At 47.3% G+C, this 20,821-nt stretch carries 16 protein-coding genes and 1 other RNA gene; 11 read left to right on the top strand and 6 right to left on the bottom strand.

Annotation, left to right across the window (positions count from 1 at the left end; translation table 11 throughout):
• The first annotated feature begins 1 nt into the window (after position 1).
• The 5 genes from N773_RS0100735 (at position 2) to recR (ending at position 4,442) form a co-directional block, all read left to right on the top strand.
• Positions 2–1,429, top strand: a complete 1,428-nt coding sequence (locus N773_RS0100735; protein WP_024855971.1) for a S1C family serine protease — start codon at positions 2–4, stop codon at positions 1,427–1,429.
• A gap of 302 nt (positions 1,430–1,731) precedes the next feature.
• Positions 1,732–1,831, top strand: an RNA gene (ffs, locus tag N773_RS21705) — signal recognition particle sRNA small type.
• Positions 1,832–1,868: 37 nt separating this feature from the next.
• Positions 1,869–3,467: a DNA polymerase III subunit gamma/tau gene (dnaX, locus tag N773_RS0100730; protein WP_024855970.1), complete on the top strand. Its 1,599-nt coding sequence runs from the start codon at positions 1,869–1,871 to the stop codon at positions 3,465–3,467.
• An 18-nt stretch (positions 3,468–3,485) separates the two neighbouring features.
• Positions 3,486–3,836 (top strand): YbaB/EbfC family nucleoid-associated protein, encoded by a 351-nt coding sequence (locus N773_RS0100725; RefSeq protein WP_024855969.1) that lies wholly within the window; start codon positions 3,486–3,488, stop codon positions 3,834–3,836.
• Positions 3,837–3,839: 3 nt separating this feature from the next.
• On the top strand, positions 3,840–4,442 hold the full coding sequence (gene recR, locus N773_RS0100720) for a recombination mediator RecR (RefSeq protein ID WP_024855968.1): 603 nt from the start codon (positions 3,840–3,842) through the stop codon (positions 4,440–4,442).
• A gap of 98 nt (positions 4,443–4,540) precedes the next feature.
• Here recR and N773_RS0100715 read toward each other — a convergent pair whose 3' ends face one another.
• Genes N773_RS0100715 through N773_RS0100705 form a run of 3 tightly spaced genes read right to left on the bottom strand, consistent with a single transcriptional unit; the run spans position 4,541 to position 6,451 of the window.
• Positions 4,541–4,825: a DUF1294 domain-containing protein gene (locus N773_RS0100715; RefSeq protein ID WP_024855967.1), complete on the bottom strand. Its 285-nt coding sequence runs from the start codon at positions 4,823–4,825 to the stop codon at positions 4,541–4,543.
• The gene (gene tadA / locus N773_RS0100710) at positions 4,815–5,291 is read right to left on the bottom strand and encodes a tRNA adenosine(34) deaminase TadA (protein WP_024855966.1); all 477 of its coding nucleotides are present in this window, start codon (positions 5,289–5,291) and stop codon (positions 4,815–4,817) included. The genes N773_RS0100715 and tadA overlap by 11 nt, the downstream gene beginning before the upstream one ends.
• Entirely contained in the window at positions 5,288–6,451 is a 1,164-nt protein-coding gene (locus N773_RS0100705) for a CPBP family intramembrane glutamic endopeptidase (RefSeq protein WP_024855965.1), read from the bottom strand. Before N773_RS0100705 ends, tadA begins: the two co-directional genes overlap by 4 nt.
• A gap of 329 nt (positions 6,452–6,780) precedes the next feature.
• Here N773_RS0100705 and N773_RS0100700 point away from each other — a divergent pair, with 329 nt between their 5' ends.
• Together N773_RS0100700 and N773_RS0100695 are read left to right on the top strand one after the other, a co-directional pair.
• On the top strand, positions 6,781–7,722 hold the full coding sequence (locus tag N773_RS0100700; RefSeq protein WP_024855964.1) for a SpoIID/LytB domain-containing protein: 942 nt from the start codon (positions 6,781–6,783) through the stop codon (positions 7,720–7,722).
• Positions 7,723–7,924: 202 nt separating this feature from the next.
• On the top strand, positions 7,925–9,379 hold the full coding sequence (locus N773_RS0100695) for an NlpC/P60 family protein (RefSeq protein ID WP_024855963.1): 1,455 nt from the start codon (positions 7,925–7,927) through the stop codon (positions 9,377–9,379).
• 86 nt (positions 9,380–9,465) lie between these two features.
• Here the strand turns inward: N773_RS0100695 and N773_RS0100690 are convergent, their stop codons facing one another.
• Both N773_RS0100690 and whiA read right to left on the bottom strand, forming a co-directional pair.
• Positions 9,466–10,122 carry a redox-sensing transcriptional repressor Rex gene (locus N773_RS0100690; protein ID WP_024855962.1) on the bottom strand — a complete coding sequence of 219 codons (657 nt, stop codon included), beginning with the start codon at positions 10,120–10,122 and terminating at the stop codon, positions 9,466–9,468.
• 220 nt (positions 10,123–10,342) lie between these two features.
• Complete coding sequence (gene whiA, locus N773_RS0100685; RefSeq protein WP_242836124.1) at positions 10,343–11,296, bottom strand: DNA-binding protein WhiA; 954 nt, start codon at positions 11,294–11,296, stop codon at positions 10,343–10,345.
• A 233-nt stretch (positions 11,297–11,529) separates the two neighbouring features.
• On the opposite strand from whiA, the gene N773_RS0100680 reads away from it, so the two are divergent.
• The gene (locus N773_RS0100680) at positions 11,530–15,456 is read left to right on the top strand and encodes a S8 family serine peptidase (RefSeq protein WP_024855960.1); all 3,927 of its coding nucleotides are present in this window, start codon (positions 11,530–11,532) and stop codon (positions 15,454–15,456) included.
• Positions 15,457–15,572: 116 nt separating this feature from the next.
• Here N773_RS0100680 and N773_RS0100675 read toward each other — a convergent pair whose 3' ends face one another.
• A complete protein-coding gene (locus N773_RS0100675) occupies positions 15,573–16,193 on the bottom strand; it encodes a DUF4867 family protein (RefSeq protein WP_024855959.1) in 621 nt (206 codons plus the stop codon).
• 326 nt (positions 16,194–16,519) lie between these two features.
• Between N773_RS0100675 and N773_RS0100670 the strand changes: the two genes are divergently transcribed.
• From N773_RS0100670 to N773_RS0100660, 3 genes are read left to right on the top strand one after another with little or no spacing between them, the layout of a single operon-like run.
• The gene (locus tag N773_RS0100670) at positions 16,520–17,632 is read left to right on the top strand and encodes a CDP-glycerol--glycerophosphate glycerophosphotransferase (protein ID WP_024855958.1); all 1,113 of its coding nucleotides are present in this window, start codon (positions 16,520–16,522) and stop codon (positions 17,630–17,632) included.
• A complete protein-coding gene (locus N773_RS0100665; RefSeq protein WP_024855957.1) occupies positions 17,629–20,274 on the top strand; it encodes a hypothetical protein in 2,646 nt (881 codons plus the stop codon). Before N773_RS0100670 ends, N773_RS0100665 begins: the two co-directional genes overlap by 4 nt.
• Entirely contained in the window at positions 20,240–20,767 is a 528-nt protein-coding gene (locus N773_RS0100660; RefSeq protein WP_242840335.1) for a DUF4358 domain-containing protein, read from the top strand. Before N773_RS0100665 ends, N773_RS0100660 begins: the two co-directional genes overlap by 35 nt.
• Positions 20,768–20,821 lie beyond the last annotated feature (54 nt).

Below are 20,821 nucleotides of genomic sequence, written 5' to 3'. Positions count from 1 at the left end.
TATGGATAACATGGAAAACAACAACATTTACAACACTAATGAAAATTCAGATACTCAGACTTTCAAGCCTGCGGAGTATACCGCTCCCGTGACTGCGGCTCCCCGTACCAAGAACAGCAAGCTTCGTCTTGCGGCACTGGCAGTAAGCTTCAGCCTGCTGGGCGGCGCACTTGGTACAGGCGGAACTTTCGCAGCACTAAAGTACCTGAATGCTGATTCATCTTCCGCACAGACCAAGTCAGCATCTGCCGATACTAAGGCTGAGACCGAGAGCAATACCGAGAAAGGCAAGGCAGTCATCAAGACAGCTGAATCCGGTGAAAAGGCAGTAGCTATGCAGACAGTGAAGACCGACGGCACACAGCTTTCCGCTTCCGAGGTATATAAGAATAATGTAAACTCTACAGTAGGTATCACCACCGAGATAAGCACCAACTACTTCGGCTACACCACCACAGCCGCAGCCAGCGGTTCGGGCTTCATAATCACCGAAGACGGCTACATAGTTACCAACTATCACGTAATCGACGGCGCAAACAAGGTAAAGGTAACTACCTACGATAATACTTCCTACGACGCAGAGATCGTCGGAAGTGATGAAAGCAACGATATCGCTGTACTGAAGATAGATGCAACAGGTCTTGAAGCAGTTACACTCGGTGATTCCGAAGCACTAAGCGTAGGTGATAATGTAGTAGCTATCGGCAATCCCCTCGGCGAGCTCACATTCACCCTGACATCGGGTGTTGTCAGCGCTATGGACAGACAGATCACAACCTCCAACTCCGTTATGATGAACCTCATCCAGACCGACTGCGCTATCAACTCAGGCAACTCGGGCGGTGCACTGTTCAATATGTACGGCGAGGTAGTAGGCGTTACAAACGCTAAGTATTCAAGCAATTCAAGCACAGAAGCTTCCATCGATAATATCGGCTTTGCTATTCCGATTAATACCGTTAAGGATATAGTTACCAGCATCATCGAAAACGGCTACGTTGTTAAGCCCTACATCGGTGTATCTGTTGAGACCGTAAACAGCGATATGAAGTCCTACGGCATCCCCGAGGGCGCAGTTGTAAGACAGGTAAACGATGACTCTCCCGCTAAGGAAGCAGGTCTTGAAGTCAACGATATCGTAACTAAGATAGACGGCAAGGAGATCACATCTTCCACCGATATGGTAGCTGCTATCAGAAAGTGCAAAAAGGGCGATAAGATCACCGTTACCGTATACAGACAGGGCGAGACCAAGGAACTCAGCATAGTTGTTGACGAGACCAAGCCCGAGGACGAAGAAAAAGAAGAAAAGGAAAACACCGAAGATAACAAAGTACAGGGCAGCCCTGATGGCCGCGGCAATTATCAGTACGGCTACGGCGATGACTTCGCAGGCATGGATCCCTTTGAGTTCTTCGGCATGAGATGATAAATAAGATAAAAAAATCTCTTCATTGAGAGTTTTTGCAAAATAACTTCATAAAAACCTTCACCATAGGCAGCCGCGCTCCCTCCCCCTTTCAGCGCGGCTGTATTTTTTTCGTGCTGTATATATGAGAAAACTGCACAAAACTACTTCTTAAATATTTTTTAAGAAAATTTTGTGAAAACACTTGCTTTTTTTAGAGAAGTGTGCTATAATATCAAAGTACTCCGACGAGGAAGATGATTCTATCGGCGGTAAAGACTGGAAACAGATATCCGGACGTTGATTCGATCCGAGATATGGGTGTGCGGGTCCTGTACAATGAAACGCTGTGAACCATGTCAGGCGGGGAACCGAGCAGCATTAAGCGGTTTGTTTCGTGTGTTACAGTTTCGCCTGCACGCCTATATGTCGGATCGATTTTTATTAAGGGAGTGAGAACGTGTATCAGGCTTTATACAGAAAATGGCGTCCGAGGACATTCGATGACGTTGTATCTCAGCCTCATATCACGACAACCCTCAAAAACCAGATAATCTCAGGCAAAACAGCCCACGCTTACCTGTTCACAGGTTCCCGCGGAACAGGTAAGACCACCTGCGCAAGGATATTCGCAAAGGCTGTAAACTGTGAAAACGGCAAGGACGGTATGCCCTGCTGTGAATGTGAGATATGCAAAGCCGCAGATAACGGCTCACTGGGTGATATAATCGAGATAGACGCAGCTTCAAACGCCAGCGTCAACGATATCAGAGAACTGCGTGAGGGCGTTATGTTCACCCCCGAGATGTGTAAGTATAAAGTTTACATCATCGACGAGGTGCATATGCTTTCGGTAGGCGCGTTCAACGCTCTGCTGAAAACTATGGAAGAACCCCCTCCCCACGTAAAGTTCATACTGGCGACTACCGAGATACAGAAAGTCCCCGCGACTATCGTTTCAAGGTGTCAGCATTTTGATTTCAACCGCATAAAGACCGAGGATATCGTGGCAAGGCTAACGTATATCGCAAGTCAGGAGGGCTTCACTCTTCACGAGGACGCTGCTGAACTTATCGCAAGACTTTCCGACGGCGGTATGAGAGATGCCCTTTCGCTTCTCGACCAGTGTGTTGCTTTTTCCGATGATATCACACTGGATACAGTATCCAGCGCTTCGGGTATAGCAGGCAGGGATTACCTCTTTGATATACTCGAAAGCATAGCCGACAAGGACGCAGCAGGTGCCCTGAAAAGGATAAACGAGCTGCACTCGATGTCCAAAGACCTTAAAGTGCTGGCAGGCGAACTTCTCGAACAGATGAGGAACGTGATGCTGGCCGCTACCATAGATAACGGCAGGGAGCTTATCACCTGTCTCCCCGATGAACTGAAACGCATCGAGGATATAGCTAAGAAAATGTCACTTGACGATATACTTGGCTGCATTTCTCTTTTGCAGGAAAGTTCGGACAAGCTGGCAAGAAGCACTTCCAAAAGGATAGAGCTTGAGATGTGCGTAATAAGGCTGTGTACGTCAAGTTTCGGCAAGGCTGCCCCCGCGGCTGTATCTCAGTCCGGTATGCCCGACGGCGAACTGCTCAAACGCCTCACAAGGCTCGAAGATGCAGTGCGCAGCGGTTCAGTGGCAGATATCCCGAAGCAGGAAGTTGAAGCACCGCCCAAACCCGAGCCCGACCCCGATTTCAAAAAGATGGACCCGTCACAGATACAGCCCATCAAGAACTGGGAAGGTCTGGTAGATGAGATAAGCCGCAGAAATCCGGCCATAAGCGGATTTTTAAGGAAATCAAAAGCTTTTCTCGGCGGAAGCACGGTGTTTATCATCGTGGATAATGACTTTTTCTTCCAGCAGTTCAAAAAGCTCAACGCACATCTGCTTATACAGCAAGTGCTAAAGGAAAATTTCGGACAGACCTTCAATATCAAAGCAAAGTCAGCTAAAAACGTTTCGCCCGAAGATAAGGAAAACCCGATCAACAGGCTGCTTGAAAAGGCTAAAAAGCTTGATATCGAAGTCGATATAAAAAAATCAAATTGAATTAAGGAGTTATTGACAATGAAAGCAAGAGTTCCCAACGGAATGGGCAAAGGTCCTTCCAACAATATGAATCAGATGCTGAAGCAGGCACAGAAGATGCAGGATCAGATCACTGCTCTCCAGGCTGACCTCGAACAGAGAGAGTTCAAGGGCACCGCCGGCGGCGGAGTTGTTGAAGTTACCATCAACGGCAAGAGAAACGTTCTTGACCTGAAGATCGCTCCCGAGATCGTAAATCCCGAGGAGATCGAGGATCTGCAGGATATGGTAAAGGCTGCATTCAACGCTGCTGTTGACAACCTCGACGAGATCAGCGACGCTGAGATGCAGAAGCTGACAGGCGGCGTATCCTTCCCCGGCCTGTTCTAAGAAATGGCTGAAACTAACGCACTGCCTCTCGTACTGCTTACCGAGCAGTTCGCAAAGCTTCCAGGCATAGGTATGAAATCCGCCCAGAGACTGGCTTATCACGTTATGCGTATGAGCGATAAAGACGCCGAGGCTTTTGCCAACGCGGTACTTAATGTACATAAAAATGTACATCTCTGCAAGGAATGTCAGAACTATACCGACAGACACCTTTGCCCTATCTGCGATGATGACAGGCGCGACCACGGCGTGATATGCGTGGTGGAAAGTCCACAGGATATCACAGCTATCGAGCGCACGGGAGAGTATAAGGGCGTATATCATGTGCTGCATGGTCTGATATCCCCGATAAACGGAGTATCACCCGATGATCTCAAAATAAAGGAGTTGCTTGCGCGTATAAACTCAGGCACAGCCGATGAAGTCATCATGGCGACCAACCCCACAGTTGAGGGCGATGCAACAGCATTCTATATCTCAAAACTGCTGAAACCTCTTGGCGTAAAAGTCACAAGGTTAGCTTTCGGACTGCCTATCGGCGGTCAGCTGGAATATGCAGATGAGATAACGCTGTATAAAGCGCTTGAAAACCGCAGCGAAATATAAAACACAAAGCATCTTCGTTTTTCAGCGAAGATGCTTTTTCTTTACTAAAAACTAACCCCCTCCGCCACTGACAAAACCTCAATAACGAAGGAGTAAGATCATCTTATAAATTTAAAGTAGACTATCGCCGCAAGTGCGATCTCCGCAAAAAATATCACCGGCAGACCCACAGCGAACAAAGGCTTCTTCGTCTTGTGGTGACACACCACCATGCCCAGAAGAGCGCCTATTATCCCAACAGCGCCAGCTGTCATAAGCTTGATCTCGGGAGTTCGCCACGCGCCTTTCTTCGCCTTTGCTTTATCGGCGGCATACATACCGAACACCACCAGATTCACCAAGGCGTATACACACAAAAGTAACACCCATGTCTTATCCATCATTCTTAGCCTTTCTTATCCGCAGTCCCCTGAAAAACTCCGTAAGTGCCGCGGCACATTCTTCTTCCATCACGCCGCCGATACATTCGGGCTTGTGATTGTATGGCAGAGCAAAAAGATCCACCACCGTGCCGCATGATCCAGCTTTCTGGTCATACGCCCCGAATATCACACGCTCCACCCGCGAGTTTATCACTGCACCAGCACACATTGGGCAGGGCTCCAGCGTAACGTAAAGCTCACAGTCGATGAGCCGCCAGCCGCCAAGTCTGCGGCTTGCCTCCTCAATAGCTACTATCTCCGCATGGGTCAGGGGTGAACGTCCATATTCACGCCTATTGAATCCCCTGCCGACTATCTCGCCCGTACTCTTTTTAACGACTACCGCCCCCACAGGGACTTCGTCCTCCTCAGCCGCAAGAGCCGCCAGCTCCAGCGCCTTGCGCATATACATCTCGTCCCGCGTCACTGACCTATCCTCATATTAACTATCGTGAGTATCAGCGCACACACAAACCACATAGCCACAGTATTCGATGAAAGCATTAGCTTGACCTTCTTTGTAAATGTAAGTTCCGACTCATGGGTATCCGCGTTAAAAGTCCAGTCATTGCGGTAATTGAGCCTGGTATACGCCACCAAAGCGCCTATACAGATCAGTATACACAATGCTATCGCAACTATGCGTCCCAGTGTAGGATTGAGCGTGCCCACATATACCACCATATAATTCACCGTGGTAGTCACCGCGTGCATCAGTATCGCCGTAACAATAGAGCCCGAACGAACGGTGAATACGCCTATCACCATCGAACAGAGTATCGAAAAACCTATATATGTGAGGTCATAGAAACATAACCCGCAGGCTATACTCGCTACAGCCACAGCAAAGGAATCTCCGAACTGACGGAAACTCTGCAAAACAAGTCCCCTGAAAAGCAGTTCGCACAATACAGGCATTATTATGCAGTTGTATACAGCAGAAATGATCTGAACCAAAGGCTCTCTGCTGTCAAACATATAAATATACACGCTGTCCACATTAACAACACTGAGTATCACCGAAAGCAGAGTGTTTGCAAGCCTGCCCATAACTATTATCATGAGCATTATCATAATAGCCGTTGCCCTGAATTCCGCCGTGTTATTGCTTTTGCCCGAAGGCAGTGCGACCTGCCGCGGAAGCTTCATGCGCATCTGGTATATTATTATCGCAGTTATATATTTAAGTATGCTGACACAGGTATAAATTATACAAGCAAATGTTTCAGAAGTTCCGATGGTGTATCTTTTTGAAAAATATAACACTCCGCACGGACCGCCGTTCATATACATAGCAAGCAGATAATTCACAACATCAAACATCAGCATGACCAGCATAACAGCACCCAGCAGTCTCAGACAATTATGCAGCGTCTGGCTTTCAGCAGTATCAGCACCGTGCTTTATGAAGCCTCTTCCTGCCATATATGAATGTTCACGCGAATCGTGTACATAATTAAAGGAATACTGATTTGATTCATCTGCACGCCATTTGAAATAAGCGTCTTCATACTCCTCATTCTGATTTCTGTAAGTACGTTCTTTTGCAACGTTGCGGACAAAACTCTTATCCTTTTTGCCTGCCATTCTCTCACCTCCCGTGAGATAATCAATACTTATGATATTATAACATAATCTGCTCCAAAAGTAAAGTATAAATAAACAAATTTTACAATTACATATTAAAAATATCAGTTCTTGATACTCACACAGCCGCATATAATATTACATGGCTATCCCTTTAACACACCACTGCAAAATCATGTTGATGTTATCCTTCCCCCCGCCTGCGGCGGGGGAAGGATAACCGCCAAGTATTTCAAGTTTCGGTATTTCATCAATTAATTTGGTGTGTCAGCGGGATAACCAGATAATATTATGTACAGCAAACAACTCCACGATAGGAGGCAGATAATATGAGACCCGACCTACAATGTGCCATCGTACTTACCATATGCATGGCACTGATACCCTGCCTGGCCTTTACAGGCGTAAAAGCCCGAGATAACAACACAGAAATGACAGTAGGCGTATACATCACAGCCGAAGACCGAGTCGAAGAATACTCCCTTGAAGACTACACCGCAGGCGCTGTCCTCGCACAAATGCCAGCGGATTTCAGCGATGAAGCCCTGAAAGCCCAGGCTGTTCTTGCCAGGACATACATATACCGCCGTGCCATTACCGAGGAGGACTCCCCCACCAAGTCACTCCACGGCGCACTTATCAGCGATGACGAACACACCTACCAGAGCTTTTTCACCCCCGAAGAAGTCAGGGAATTATACGGTGAAGACTACGAAAAAGCCCGCAGCCGCGTACTGAAAGCCGTCCGCGACGCACCGTGGATACTGACATATAACGGCGAACCTATAACTCCCGCCTATCATTCCGCATCCTCTGGCATTACCGAGAGTGCTCTGTGTGCATGGGGGCAGGATATACCCTACCTTCAGCCCGCTGAAAGCCGCAGCGATACCGAACTGAAAGGAATAGAAAGCAGAACTTCTATCCCCTTTGAGGATATGCGCAGTATCTCCCATGACAGCTTCGGCATCACCCTCACCGGCACTCCCGATAACTGGCTGACCACCGAGCAAAATGAGCGTGATTACGTGACATCCGTCACCATGTGCGGAACCAAGGTAAATGTTCAGGAGTTCATCAATACACTAGGCATATCATCACCGTGTTTTACATATGAGATCAAGGGCGAAGCTTTCGTATTTACCGCAAGGGGCTACGGACATATGGTAGGTATGAGCCTGTACGGTGCAAATTCAATGGCAGAAAATGGCAGTTCCTGCAAGGAAATACTTGATCACTACTTCAAAGACTGCACTTTGCAGGAAAAATAAGCGGTCAAAAAAAGTTTCACCGTCTCTTCACAATGTAAGCGAAATGTAACTTTTTCCGATATTTCAAAATCCGAAAAAATCCTATTTTACGTATGTTCAGAAATATTTAACTTGACAAAAATGCCGAAAATGAGTATAATTATCATTAATGATTACGTTATGGTTACAAATTTTCAAGACAGTTGAAAGGATAGACCGAAAAATGATCACCAACAAATATACAGTCAAGAAAGCCATTGCTATCTGCCTTGCACTTACCATGGCAGCGGGCGTTTTCGGCGGAGCAGGCAAAAGATATAATGCCATCAGCACAGCGGCAGCTCCCAGTCAGGAGCAGTATGAAGCCGATCTGGAAGTGCTGAAAGCCGAGCAGGAGGCTCTTGACAAGAAGATAGCGGAAGCCGATGCAGAGTTTGAAAAGCAGAAAGGCGATCTCGAAGCCCTTAAAGCAAGGTACACCGCAGTAAAAGCCAAGATAGACAACGTTGAGGAACAGCTCACTAAAAACGAAGACGCTATGGTCGAGCTGGACACCCGCCTTATAAATGCCAGAAACGATCTGGAAACCAAAAATAAAGAGATCGAAGTCCTGAAAGACGAGTTCATGCAAAGACTGAAATCGATGTATGTGGCAGGCGGCGTAAGCACATACGAAAACGTCCTCGTTAATTCTACCGATTTCTTCGATGTGCTGATGCGCTTTGAACTTGTAAAGCGCGTTGCATCCCACGATGATGAAGCTCTTGATACTCTTATGGAGAAAAAACGTGAGATCGAAGCAGTTGAAGCCGAGATCAAGGAAAGCTCCGATAAACTGAAAAAAAAGTCAGCTGATTACTCAGCAATGATGGAAGAACTCAACACCGAGAAAAAATCGCTGAAAGAACTCATTGACAGTGCAGACGGCAAACTGGATACCATGGCTCTCGATAAGGCAGCCCTTGAACTTCGCTCAGCACAGCTGACAGAAGCCAAAAAGACCGCCACAACTACCACAACCACGGCTTCCAAGACTACTACTGAGGATAAAGACGACGAAATCTCAAGCAGCGAAGCATCGTCAACAAAGCAGACAACTGCACCCTCTGAGGACGAACCCGAGGATACACCTACCGAGACCACTAAAAAGAAGAAAACGACCACAACTATAGAACAAGAAGAACCCAAGCCTGAGCCCGAACCAGTTCCGGAGCCTCAGCCCGAACCTGAGCCCGATCCTGAACCTCAGCCGGAGCCGGAACCCGAACCTGAGCCCGAGCCTCAGCCGACAGATGATTCAAGACAGAGCAAGATCGACACTGTATTGAGCTACGCACGCAGCAACGTCGGCGGAGCATATGTATGGGGCGGAGCAAGCTACCGTGCCAACGACTGCTCGGGACTTGTAATGCTCAGCTATGCACAGATAGGCGTATCGCTTCCACACCTTGCATCGTCACAGGCAGGCTACGGCACAGCAGTCAGCTACGGCGACCTTCAGGAGGGCGACCTGATATTCTTCGGCTACGGCGGAATAGGCAGTATATACCACGTTGCGATATACAACGGCAACGGAAGGATAGTACACGCCGCTAACAGCAGCGAAGGCATCATATTCTCCGACCTCGCAAGCTTCTCTATGTACAATCCGATAGTATGTATGCGCAGGATAATATGATAATACAAAATACATAACGTAAAAACAGCCCCGAAGCATTTCAACACGCTTCGGGGCTTTATTTCATTGTCAGTTCACACGAACCTTTATTCATCTTCTGCTTCTGCTTTGACAAGCTGATTAGTACGATAAGTCAGCGTCAGAAGACTGTCACCCAGATGCACGTTCTCGACCTCGATACCCTTGTGGTCAATGGTAAGATCATAGTGCGAAAAATTCCAGAATGACTTTATACCGAGTTCAACAAGCTTGTCAGCTATCGCCTGAGTATTTGCCTTGGGTATGCAAAGCACTGCTATAACAGGGTGTTCCTCTTTGCAGAATTCCTCTATCTCATCGGTGTGACGTATCGCTATACTGCCCACAGTCTCACCCGTAAGCCTTGGATTAGCGTCAAAAATGCCTGCCAGCCTGCATCCTCTCGTGCTGAAATTTATGTGCATGGCTATCGCCTTGCCTAGATTTCCCGCACCAATCAGAATGGTAGGGAATTCCTTGTCCACCCCGAGGATATGTCCTATCTCGTCCCTCAGAGATGCAACATGATAGCCGTATCCCTGCTGACCGAATCCGCCGAAACAGTTTAAATCCTGTCTTATCTGCGAAGCCGTGAGCTTCATCATCTCTGAAAGCTCCCGCGATGATATCCTCTCGACTCCCTGCTTTTCAAGCTCGCCAAGAAATCTGTAATACCTCGGCAGACGCTTTATCACCGATGTTGATATATTACCGTTTTTAGCCATCTTCTAAGCCCTCCCGAGTTATCCCGCTTACCGTTAAGTTTCGTTAAGCTGAAATTAACCGTATTGTCATAAGTTGCCTTTGTCAAATAAATAACGATAATATTATATACCCAAATCCAGCATTTGTCAAGTACAAAAGCCCGATATTCTCGGAAATCACCCAACATTCTTTATGAAATTCGTCAATATCAACATAATGCTGTCAGGTAACGGTACTATCTTACTGCTGTGTATCCTGCACACCTTGTTCTAAACCATGCTTTTTCCTCAGCTCTTCAGCTATCTCCGAAAGCTTCTGCAAACGGTGGTTAGCTCCTGAACGTGATATGGGCGGAACCATCTCCGCGCCAAGCTGTTTCAGGTTGTAATCAGGATTCTCCAGACGAAGCTCCGCCATCTCCTTTAACTGTTCGGGCAAAGCCGAAAGTCCTATTTTCTGATCGATAAGCTCTATATCCGCCACCTGACGTTCAGCCGCACGCAAAGTCTTGTCGATATTTGCATTGTCACAGTTCATGGCACGGTTTATCTTGTTGCGGACATCCTTCTCCATCTTCACGTTCATAAGCTCGATAGAACACATGGTAGCCCCCATAAGGGTCAGCATATCTATTATGTTCTCCGACTCCTTTATGTACATCACCTGCGCACCCTTGCGCTCAACGTGCTTGGGTATTATCTCATGACGCTCGATAAGCAGCAGACCCAGGTCGTTGCACAGGTCAAGTGTTGGCATAACGAACTCCATGTGATACTTCTTGCTTGGGTCGTTCACCGAACCGCAGGCAAGGAATATACCAGCTGTCAGGAACGGAAAGAACTTGTCCTTTGGCAGATACTCCTCCGTCAGTCTCCTGCTTTCGTCCATACCGAAATAGTCCAGCAGATATATCCTCTGACCCTCATCGGGTATAGTCAGGCTGAACAGCGTGACACCGCTGCGCCTTTCAGCCTCGCTGATATCCACCGCATTGTCATCTTTAAGCACCCTGCAAACGTTCCTCACAAAGAAATCCTTGACCAATGAGTTTTCTGTGAGAAAAAGGATCTCCCTGTCGCTGAGTTCGTTGCAGCAGCAAAGCAGACCCATCAGGCAGGCATCAGCCTTCTGTGAGGTGTTTATCTTATCTATTATCTCAGATTTTACTCTGTATGAAAAAGACATCTCGTCCATTGTCATCACTCCTGATGGTATTATAGCATATATCAGCGCAAAAGTAAAGCAAGATCATCATCTTTCTCACGATGCAACGAAATTGCATCTTCTTAAAAAATTCATAAAAAATCAGATAGTTATTGACAAATGGTAAGGGTTAAGATATAATTATAAATGTGAGCAGAGTCCCGAAAACACAACATCTGCAAATAAATTTCGTATTAATAATCTACAACCAGAGAGGAGACAAAATGAATAAAGAATTGTTCAAAAGAATGGCGGGGCTGATATCCGCCTTTGCTATCACAGCATCGTCAGTTCTGCCCTCCGCAGCCCAGGCGGTAGAGATAGCGGACACCCGCACCGACTATGACAATATCGTACATGTCATAGTCGAACTCTACGGCGACCCGATCCTTGCAGCCGATACAGGCGATATGAGCTCGGATTATCTCGATACAGCCGACGCACAGAGAAGGTCTCAGCAGCTGGAAGCTCTCAGAAAGAACGCTTTCGGCGAGATACTTTCCATTTATCCTGATGCAAAGATGGATTTCACCTACGATGCCGTATTCAACGGCTTCTCCTGCACTCTGCCCGATGAACTTCTCGATAAAGCAGAAGACCTTCCTGCAATTAAGAATGTCACTGTTTCTCAGAAAAATCAGGCTCCGGATCTTTATCAGGCTATTGAGGGTACGGGCTCTTACTATTTTTCTTCCGAAACAGGTCTGACAGGCAAAGGCAAGGTTATCGCCATTATAGATACCGAACTCAAGACCGACCACGAGATGTTTGCCCCTCTTACGGACGTATCTTCTGTAAAACTCACAAAGGCTGATATCGCTGACGCAGCCCAGAACCGAAATCTCAATTTCGAGATCGATCCCGACTCCGCCTACATCAGCAGCAAGATACCCTATGCCATATCACTGGTAGATTCCGAAAACCGCTACAATGTCGAAAACTCAGACGATATTATGTACCACGGCACCCATGTATGCGGCATCGCGGCAGGTAACAGAGTAAAGCCTTATATGGAAGAATATGAAGACTACGTCGATATGAGCGGAGTTGCACCCGATGCACAGCTGATATTCATGGCAGGCTTCACACAGGAATTCGATGAGATCCCCTCCATGGATGATAACGTTGCAGTCGCAGGTATTGAAGATGCCATAAAACTCGGCGCAGATGTTATAAGCCTAAGCTTCGGCGGTCAATACTCTACCGATGAACAGGAAGATCTTTACGTTAAAGTTCTCAAAAACGCAGATAATGCAGGCATTGTGATATGCTGCGCCGGAGGCAACTCAAACTGGCCGATCCATACCCCTGATAACGTCGAAAGAAACTCGCTCAATTCTCCGGGTCTCATGGATGATATGTTCACCATCGCAGCAGCAAGCGTTCTCTCCACCGAGCTCAACATCATAAAACTCGCCGACGGTACTAAGCTGCCCTGCTCAATAATGTCGCCTAAGTCTGTCAACAAAGATACCGAATACGAATTCGTGTACTGCGGCACAGGCAGCGAGGAAGAACTCAAATCCGCAAATGTCAAGGGCAAGATCGCCCTGGTAGATTATTTTGACTATGATAGAGGTCTCATTGCGCTGATAGAAGAAGCAGACAAAGCAGGTGCGGCAGGGCTGATGTTCTGTTCCAATGATGAATCATACTATAACCCCTATTATGAAGACGAAAACTTCTTCGTCATAGGCACCAACATCGAGGGTTCAAAGCTCATCAAAGCACAGGAAGATAACCGTCTTTTCTTCAGGACAGATACCTTTATGGATTTCTTGATTTCAGATATGGCAACCTTCTCCTCCCACGGCGGTCTTCAGTCACTGGAACTCAAACCCGACATCAGCGCCCCCGGTGAGAATATTTACTCCGCTTCATATTCGTACACCGGCTATAGTTATATGGACGGCACCTCGATGGCAACACCATTTGCCGCAGGCTGTTCCGTACTGGCTGAGCAGTATATCGAAAAAAATGGCTGGGACGTTTCAGGAACCGAAAAAGTCAGCCTTGTGAAAAATCTGCTGATGAACACTGCCGACCCTGTACGTAAATGCGACATACCCTATTCTCCCAGGATACAGGGCGCAGGTCTTGTAAATATGGAAGACCTGGCAGACTGCACTGTTACCATGACAAACAACGGCAAAGCCTCAGTCTGCTTAGGTGAAAAGGTGGGAGATAACTTCAGCTTCGATGTGACTCTGCATAATTACGGCAGTTCCGAAGTAGTATTCAACAGTGCCGACCTTGAAATGATACACGAGACCACCGAGTTCAGTGACCTGCTAAACAATGATGCTATCTCAGATACCCCTGCCGTTCTTGGTTCAACAGCGTCATTCTCTGCTGATACCGTCAAAGTACCCGCAGGCGGCGAAGCTACCCTGACCGTATCCGTCACCCTTGATACCGATGACGTGACTGCCCTCAACAGTGTGTTCACCAACGGCTGGTTCACCGAAGGCTATCTCACCCTCTCGGGAGCAGATAACTGCAGTGATATCTCTATCCCGATCACAGGCTTCCACGGCGACTGGAATTCTATCCCAATCATCGGAAAGGATTACTCCGCTGATAATACAATGCTTGCCGAGAACGTCCTCAGAAAACACCTCTTCGGAAATCATATCCCTGCTTCGGCATCTATCGCCAAGGCTCTCTCGCTGTACAAAAACCGTTCCGCTGAGGATTACTGTCCCAATCTCGACCCTGCGCCTCGTCATGGATACGTGGTATCGAACAGCTCATCATTAACACCTTCAACATCTGATTTTATGCAATATAATTTCTTCCCCAACCGCGCAAGCACTATCAAGGAGTATACCCTGACCGACGAGAACGGCAATGTATATTTTGAGAGCGAACCTGAGGAAAGGTGTCCTCAGGACAGTGAGAAGATCCTGTATATCGAGCCCGAAAATACTTTGAAAAACGGCAGATATTTCCTGAATATCACCACCGAGCTTTTACAGAGCCCGAGTGAAAAGGTGCAGCAGAAAAAGTCCATAGAAATAACTATTGATAACGATCCACCCGAGTTCAGCGATATCAGCATAAAGAAAGAAAATGGCAGAAAGATACTTACTGTCACTGCCAAAGATCCTGAGCTCGAAGGCTTCTATATCACCGGAACAGGCAAGGGCTGTATTAAGGGCTCTTCCGATAACAGGGGATATACCTCAGATGATATAAAAAAAGTTCTCGAATTCCTTGACCCCACTGCCAATTACTATTCTTCCTCAGAAGGAGGTGTAGGGTCATACGGCAGAAACTTCACCTGTTCCGCAACATTCGATGACATCCTCTTTTATTTCTGGCTGGATGAACCCGATAATCTCAGTTTTGATTTCATCGATGCAGTACCCGCAGAACCCGATGAAAATGGCTGTATGACCATTGAATACGATATCACAGACCTTACCGACTATACCATAAGTGTTGCCGACAGAGGCTATAATATCGCAAATTATTCCGAAGATGCGCCTTTAGTAAGCAATATTCCCGGTATCTTCGAGGTAAAGGAAGATACTCCCGTAAGCAAGCTCACTGTCCCGACTTACTCTTTTGACGGCAAAGTGACCTCCAAGGGCTGGGAGTACTACGATTTCTACTCAGCCGAATGGATACCCTTTGAGGCTTCAAAAAAGATCGACAGCTTCTTCCACGGCGAAAAGATCAGGTACGCTGTATATTCCGGCGATAAGGCCGGTTACAGTAACGCCGCGGTAATATCGATAACCAACAGAATGATGATACATGTATCTGTCTATGCAGACGATCAGCTGTTGATGGACGAAATGATGTACCGAGGACAACAGCTGGATCGCATGATGTTCGGTTATGACAAAACCACATCCTACCGCGTCGTTATGGAGGCTGAAGGATATGTGACAAAAGTCATGGAATTTATGGGCAGAAACAGCCCAAGTGATCTGGATGTGTATTTATACCATCTCGGCGATACCAACGGCGATAAAATCATAAACATCTCCGATATTACCAGAACAGCGGCCTTTGTAAAGGGCAAAAAAATGCTCAGCGACTACGAACAGAAAGTTGCAGACATAAACTACGACGGCAAAATCAATATTACCGATATCATAAGACTGGCAGCTAAAGTAAAAGGCAAAAGAGATTTCTCATAGCCCATATAACAACAAAGGCATTTCTGCTATATCCATGCAGAAATGCCTTTCCTTATTATGCGAAAAGAAGTACCGCCCGCAGACGGTACTTCCTTTTCGTAAATCATTCAAAATATTCAGATGGTGATATTCTCACCCTTCAGACCAACATAAGCGCCCTGCTTAGCCTCAGCAGAATCAGCATGAGCCAGCAGCCACTTGTTTCTTGCCCACAGAGTCTTGTCCTCTGCATCTATGATCTCACCCTTGGGCAGATCGGTATTGGTGTTTCTGGGCAGAACTATCGCAACCCTGAAACCGCCGTCAGCAGTCTGGCAAGGAGCATAGTGCAGTGAAGTAGCGTATACCTCAACAACAGCTCCCGCAGGTGCACGGAATGCCTTTACATCAGCAGTATCCAGTACGCCGTCAATTATCTTTTCCTGCTTAGCCAGAAGCAGTATAAAATCATCAGCACCGATATTTATCTCACTGTTTCTGTGGTATTCAAGGCAGTTCAGCGCCTTGTTGTGACCCCAGCACATACCCAGTTCAATGGGCATACCGCCGAAAGCGTTGTTCTCCAGCTTGGTGAAAATGCCGCACTTTTCAAGAGAATCGATCCAGGGCTCATAGGCAACGCCCTCCGCAGGCATCTCAACAGCGTTCATCGCAGCGATGAGTTCCTTGGTGTCATAACCTTCAAGCACCTTACCGAACTCTCTGAATTCGGGATCATTAACCGAATAGATCTTCATTATATGTGTCCTCCTTTACGGTATCATGTGCAAAAATACACAAAAAATCGTCGGCAGGCAGAAACATCTGCCACCATGATAACACAACTATTATATCACATTATTAGTTACAAGTCAACGAGAATAGGCGCTGTGAATGTTCATTTTTTGTGATTCTTTTACTGATTTTTGCTGACTTGCAGAGAAGCGCTTTTTAATTCATAATTCATAATCACCACGATTTGACACCCCCGCCCTTTTGTGCTATACTGTATACGCAAGAATATGCCCGTTCACGCCTTTCGTCAACGGGTATCCTAATCATAACCCCATACAAGGAGATCATCATGAGCCTTAAACTGAAACTCAGGCAGCTTGCTAAAATGTTTTTGCAGAATGTACTGCTGCCATTTATATATTTCATCTTTTCCCGCGGCGAAATCGAAAAAGGTCTTGTTATATTCGCTGATGCCCACCACGATACCTGCCCTTTCAGTATGCGCGTTATGCGCCACAAGGTGGCAAAGCTGGAAGGTGTTCACGTCAAAGAGTTCTACCTCGATTTCAAAAAATGCTCCAAGCCCGCTCTTGTGCGCTTTATACTGGATTTCATGATTGCTTTCGGCAGGGCTGAACAAATATTCATCTGTGATACTTTCCTGCCCGTTTCAAGCTGTCATAAGCGCAGTGAAACTTTCGTCACTCAGCTGTGGCATTCTGGCGGTCTGCTGAAAAAAGCAGGCTACGATTCCGAGGACTGCGTGCCATCGTTCTACAAGGGCGATGTCTTTGGTGGCTACGACCTCTGGACAGTCAGCGCACCCTGCGTTGCCCCCGTGATAGCAAGTTCTTTCCGCCAGAGATACGATAATGTACGCCCTCTCGGCATCAGCCGCACAGATATCTATTACAGCAAAAAGTACAACGACCTCTGCCGAGAGAAATTCTTCAAATCCCACCCCGAAGCATTCGGCAAACAGATCGTCCTCTGGGCACCCACATTCCGCGGAAATGCCGCCGAGCCCTATGTTGTGGGTGGTGAGGATATCGAAAAGGTCTGCGCCGCTCAGGGCAGATACCTTATAAAGAAGCTGCACCCTCATATGCAGCCCGATGACGGTTTCCCTACCGAAAGCCTTTTCGCCATTGCGGATATACTCGTCACCGATTATTCCAGCGTAGTTTTCGACTGGCTTATCTACCGTAAGCCTTTCGTATTCTTCGCCCCCGACCTCAAAGACTTTGATACCGAGCGTGGATTCTACGTTGATTACCACAGCTTCCCCACAACCGTCGCACAAACAGCCGATGAGCTTTTCACCGCCATCGACCACGAACTTTCCTGCCGCAGCACCGCAGAACTTGAAAAGTGCGTATCCTACCACATGGGCAGCTGTGACGGACATTCCACCGACAGGATAATAGCTGAGATATTCGGCAGAAAGGGGGCAGACAAATGAAGCTTTCAGTATTGCTGACAGTAGGTGCCTCCGACAGGGTAGCCCTTGATACCGTTCTGAACATCGCAGGTCAGTCGGGCGAACTTGTAAAGGATATATTCCTTATCATCGCAGGTGATTTCACCGAAGACGACAGAAAAAAGCTCTACCTTGAACGTTCCTCCGCTTTCGGAATGACCGCCTTTATCAACATCGGCGGCAAAAGCGAAGCAGAACTGCTGAACACTTTTATAAAGTATGCAAACGCCGATTACTGCACCGTCATGCGTGCAGGCGGCAAGGTTGACCCCTCATATTTTCCGAGACTTATAGCCGCCCTTGACAGCGACCCAGAACTGCATATAGCCTGCGGCAGACTAGCAGGAAGCGGTAAAAATACCTTCTTCCCCTTATCGGTCAGGGCAGCAGTCATCGACCTTAATAAAAGCCACAACTGCTTTCCTTCGACTTTTGAAGCCGTGGTGGTGCGCACCTCATTTGCCGCCGAACACCGTTTTGAGACAGAAGCAGGCGATTTTACTCAGCAAAAATGTATGCTGAAAGCCCTCTGCGAAGAAAAGAGATTTTTCTACGATGACCGCCTTACCGCATGGCTGGCTGAAAAAAGGATCTCCCCCGCGCAGAAAGATATGCTCCCCGAAAATTCGGACAAAGCCGAAACTTACACCGCCATCTTCGATAACTGCCTTATCCCCCTTACTGAGACCTGTAAAGGAAAGGACGGCAGACTTCCCCTTTTCCTACAGCATTTCATCACCGCAAAGGTAATGGAATGTAACGATAGAGGTCTGCGCATAAAAGAATTTCCCGAGGATGAAAGAAGCAGGGTCATCGACACCATACAAAAAGTCCTGCGTCCAATCGAGGACAAGGTGATATGTGATGTATACGGCTTATTCTCCGCAAATCCCGAAGAAAAGCGCCTGCTTCTGGGCTTGAAGCACGGCCACGAGAACTACTTCCCCGATATCAGCTACAACAGTGACAGGCTTTTCTCGGTGCAGAAAGATATCGTCCTTTTCGACAGCACAAGGCTCTTCATCGAGATTGTCCAGCTGAACCTGTATAAGAACAATTTCGAGATAGACTGCTGTTTCGATAACATATTCAGCGAGCGCCGCACAAAGCTGACCGCCGAATACGCAGGCGACGAATACAAGCTGAACTACGACCGCAAAGGCGAGCCTGTTATGTATTTCGGTAAAAAGCTTGAAAGACAGCGAACATTCCACCTGAGCATACCTATATCGGAGGAAAGGGCCGAGCTGTGTTTCTTCATACTCTTCAAAGGCTGTAAATACGAGCTAAAGACAATATTCCGCACTCCCGGCAGCCGAATTGAAGATGGCTGTCACGAAAGTATATTCCCTCTCGGAAACAATTTCTTCGCCCGCGCCGAAAACGGCAGACTTGTCACTCTTGCACTCTCCGAAAAGGCACAGCGCAGAGCTTTCCGCGGTTCGATGAAAAGGGCAGCCGAGGAAGGCGTGTCTTTCAACCTGAGGACAGCCTACCGCTGTACTGAATTCTGGTTCAGAAACAAGAATATCTGGCTTTTTGCAGATGATACCCAAAAAGGCGGCGGTGCGGCAGAGGATATGTTCCGCTATGCCATGACCCGCCATGACGAACTCTACTGCTATTACATCACCGATAGGGAAAGCCCCGCGGCACAGCGCCTTATCGAAGACGGCTACAAGCCCCTGTACAGAGGTTCTCTGCTGCATAAACTGCTTTTCCTGAACGCGCAGGTATATATCACAACCGTTCCCGATATCCTGCAAAAGAATTTCCCGGGAAATGATGATACATCGTACAGCCTTACAAGGCTCAGCACAACAACAAATGTTTTCCTGCAAAATTCTCCCGAGGACAAGCCCGCTATCACGAAAAACCATCGTCTGCACGACAATGTCAGACTTTACTTCTGCGGTACCGGTGACTACATAGAAGAACTGAGAAAGCCCGAATACGGCTATGAGAACACCGAGGTGCTGAAACTCACAGGTCTTACAAGCTATGACCTCATAACCGATAATTCAACAAGCAGTGATATGCTGCTGATGCTTGCAAAATACGTCCCCGAGGAACAGGCACCCTTCAAAGATACCGAGTTTTTTAAGCTTCTGAAAGAACTTCTCGAAAACGAAAAACTAAAAACAGCCCTCAATGACAGCGGCTATTCCCTTACCATTGCTTTTGAGGGTGTGACCAACGATGAAGCAAACGCCCTGCCAAGACTTGATAAAGTCACATTCCTGACCGATGATTTCAATGCCGATGAACTTAAAAGCCGTTCGTCCCTCATCATCACCGATGACCCCGAGGAACTTTCCGCAGGCATAATGCGCAAGCCGCTGATATACTTCGGCACCGAGGGCAAGCCCTTCGGCGAAAAAGCCGATACCCCCGAACAGCTTGCCGATATCCTCTGCGGATATATCGAAAACGGCATGAACATCAAAGAAGAAATGTCCCAAAAAGCGGACGAATATCTCGGCTCAGCCCGTGATGGCTGCAAACGGGAGATTTATAACACTATCATAACCTATCTCTACGATAATCACGAGATAGAAGGCTATGAAGATTTTGAGGTGGCAGACAACTATGAAGAGAACAACTATAACGAAGAAAACAATTAAAACAGCCGCGCTGATACTGACCGCAATGCTGATGATGTGCGGCTGCAGCACAAATAACGATACCAAGGCGGATACTTCCTCAGCCGCAGGCACCGAGAAAGCCGCAGATATCTCCGCCGAAGAACTCCTTGCCGACATAAGCCATGATAATCTTGACGGCAGACTTTCCAAGGGTGACGGAAAATACGACAAAAACGCGGCACAGTTCTATGAAACAGGCTTTGCTAATATCCTCGATGGTGCCATACTCTACAACGAGAACGGCGGATATCCCGACGAAGTCTCCGCCGTAAAGTTCGATGAGGGCATCGATGGTCAGGAACTTCTTAAACAGCGCCTTGAAAGCCGAACCGCAACTTTCCGCGATTACCGCCCCGAGGAAGTACCCAAGCTTGAAAACGCCAAGATATTCAACGCAGGCGGATTTGATATACTGATAATCTCCGATGATGCAGACAGCATCGAAAAACAACTGAAAGAAAAGCTGTCATGACAGCATCAGCCCCGTATTTTTAGCAGAATTGTCAATTGAAATATGAGCAAAATA

The organism is Ruminococcus albus AD2013, assembly GCF_000526775.1.
Taxonomy (GTDB): Bacteria; Bacillota; Clostridia; order Oscillospirales; family Ruminococcaceae; genus Hominimerdicola; species Hominimerdicola alba_A.
Note: the sequence above shows the minus strand (reverse complement) of the source record. Positions and strands in the feature narration are given on the sequence as shown.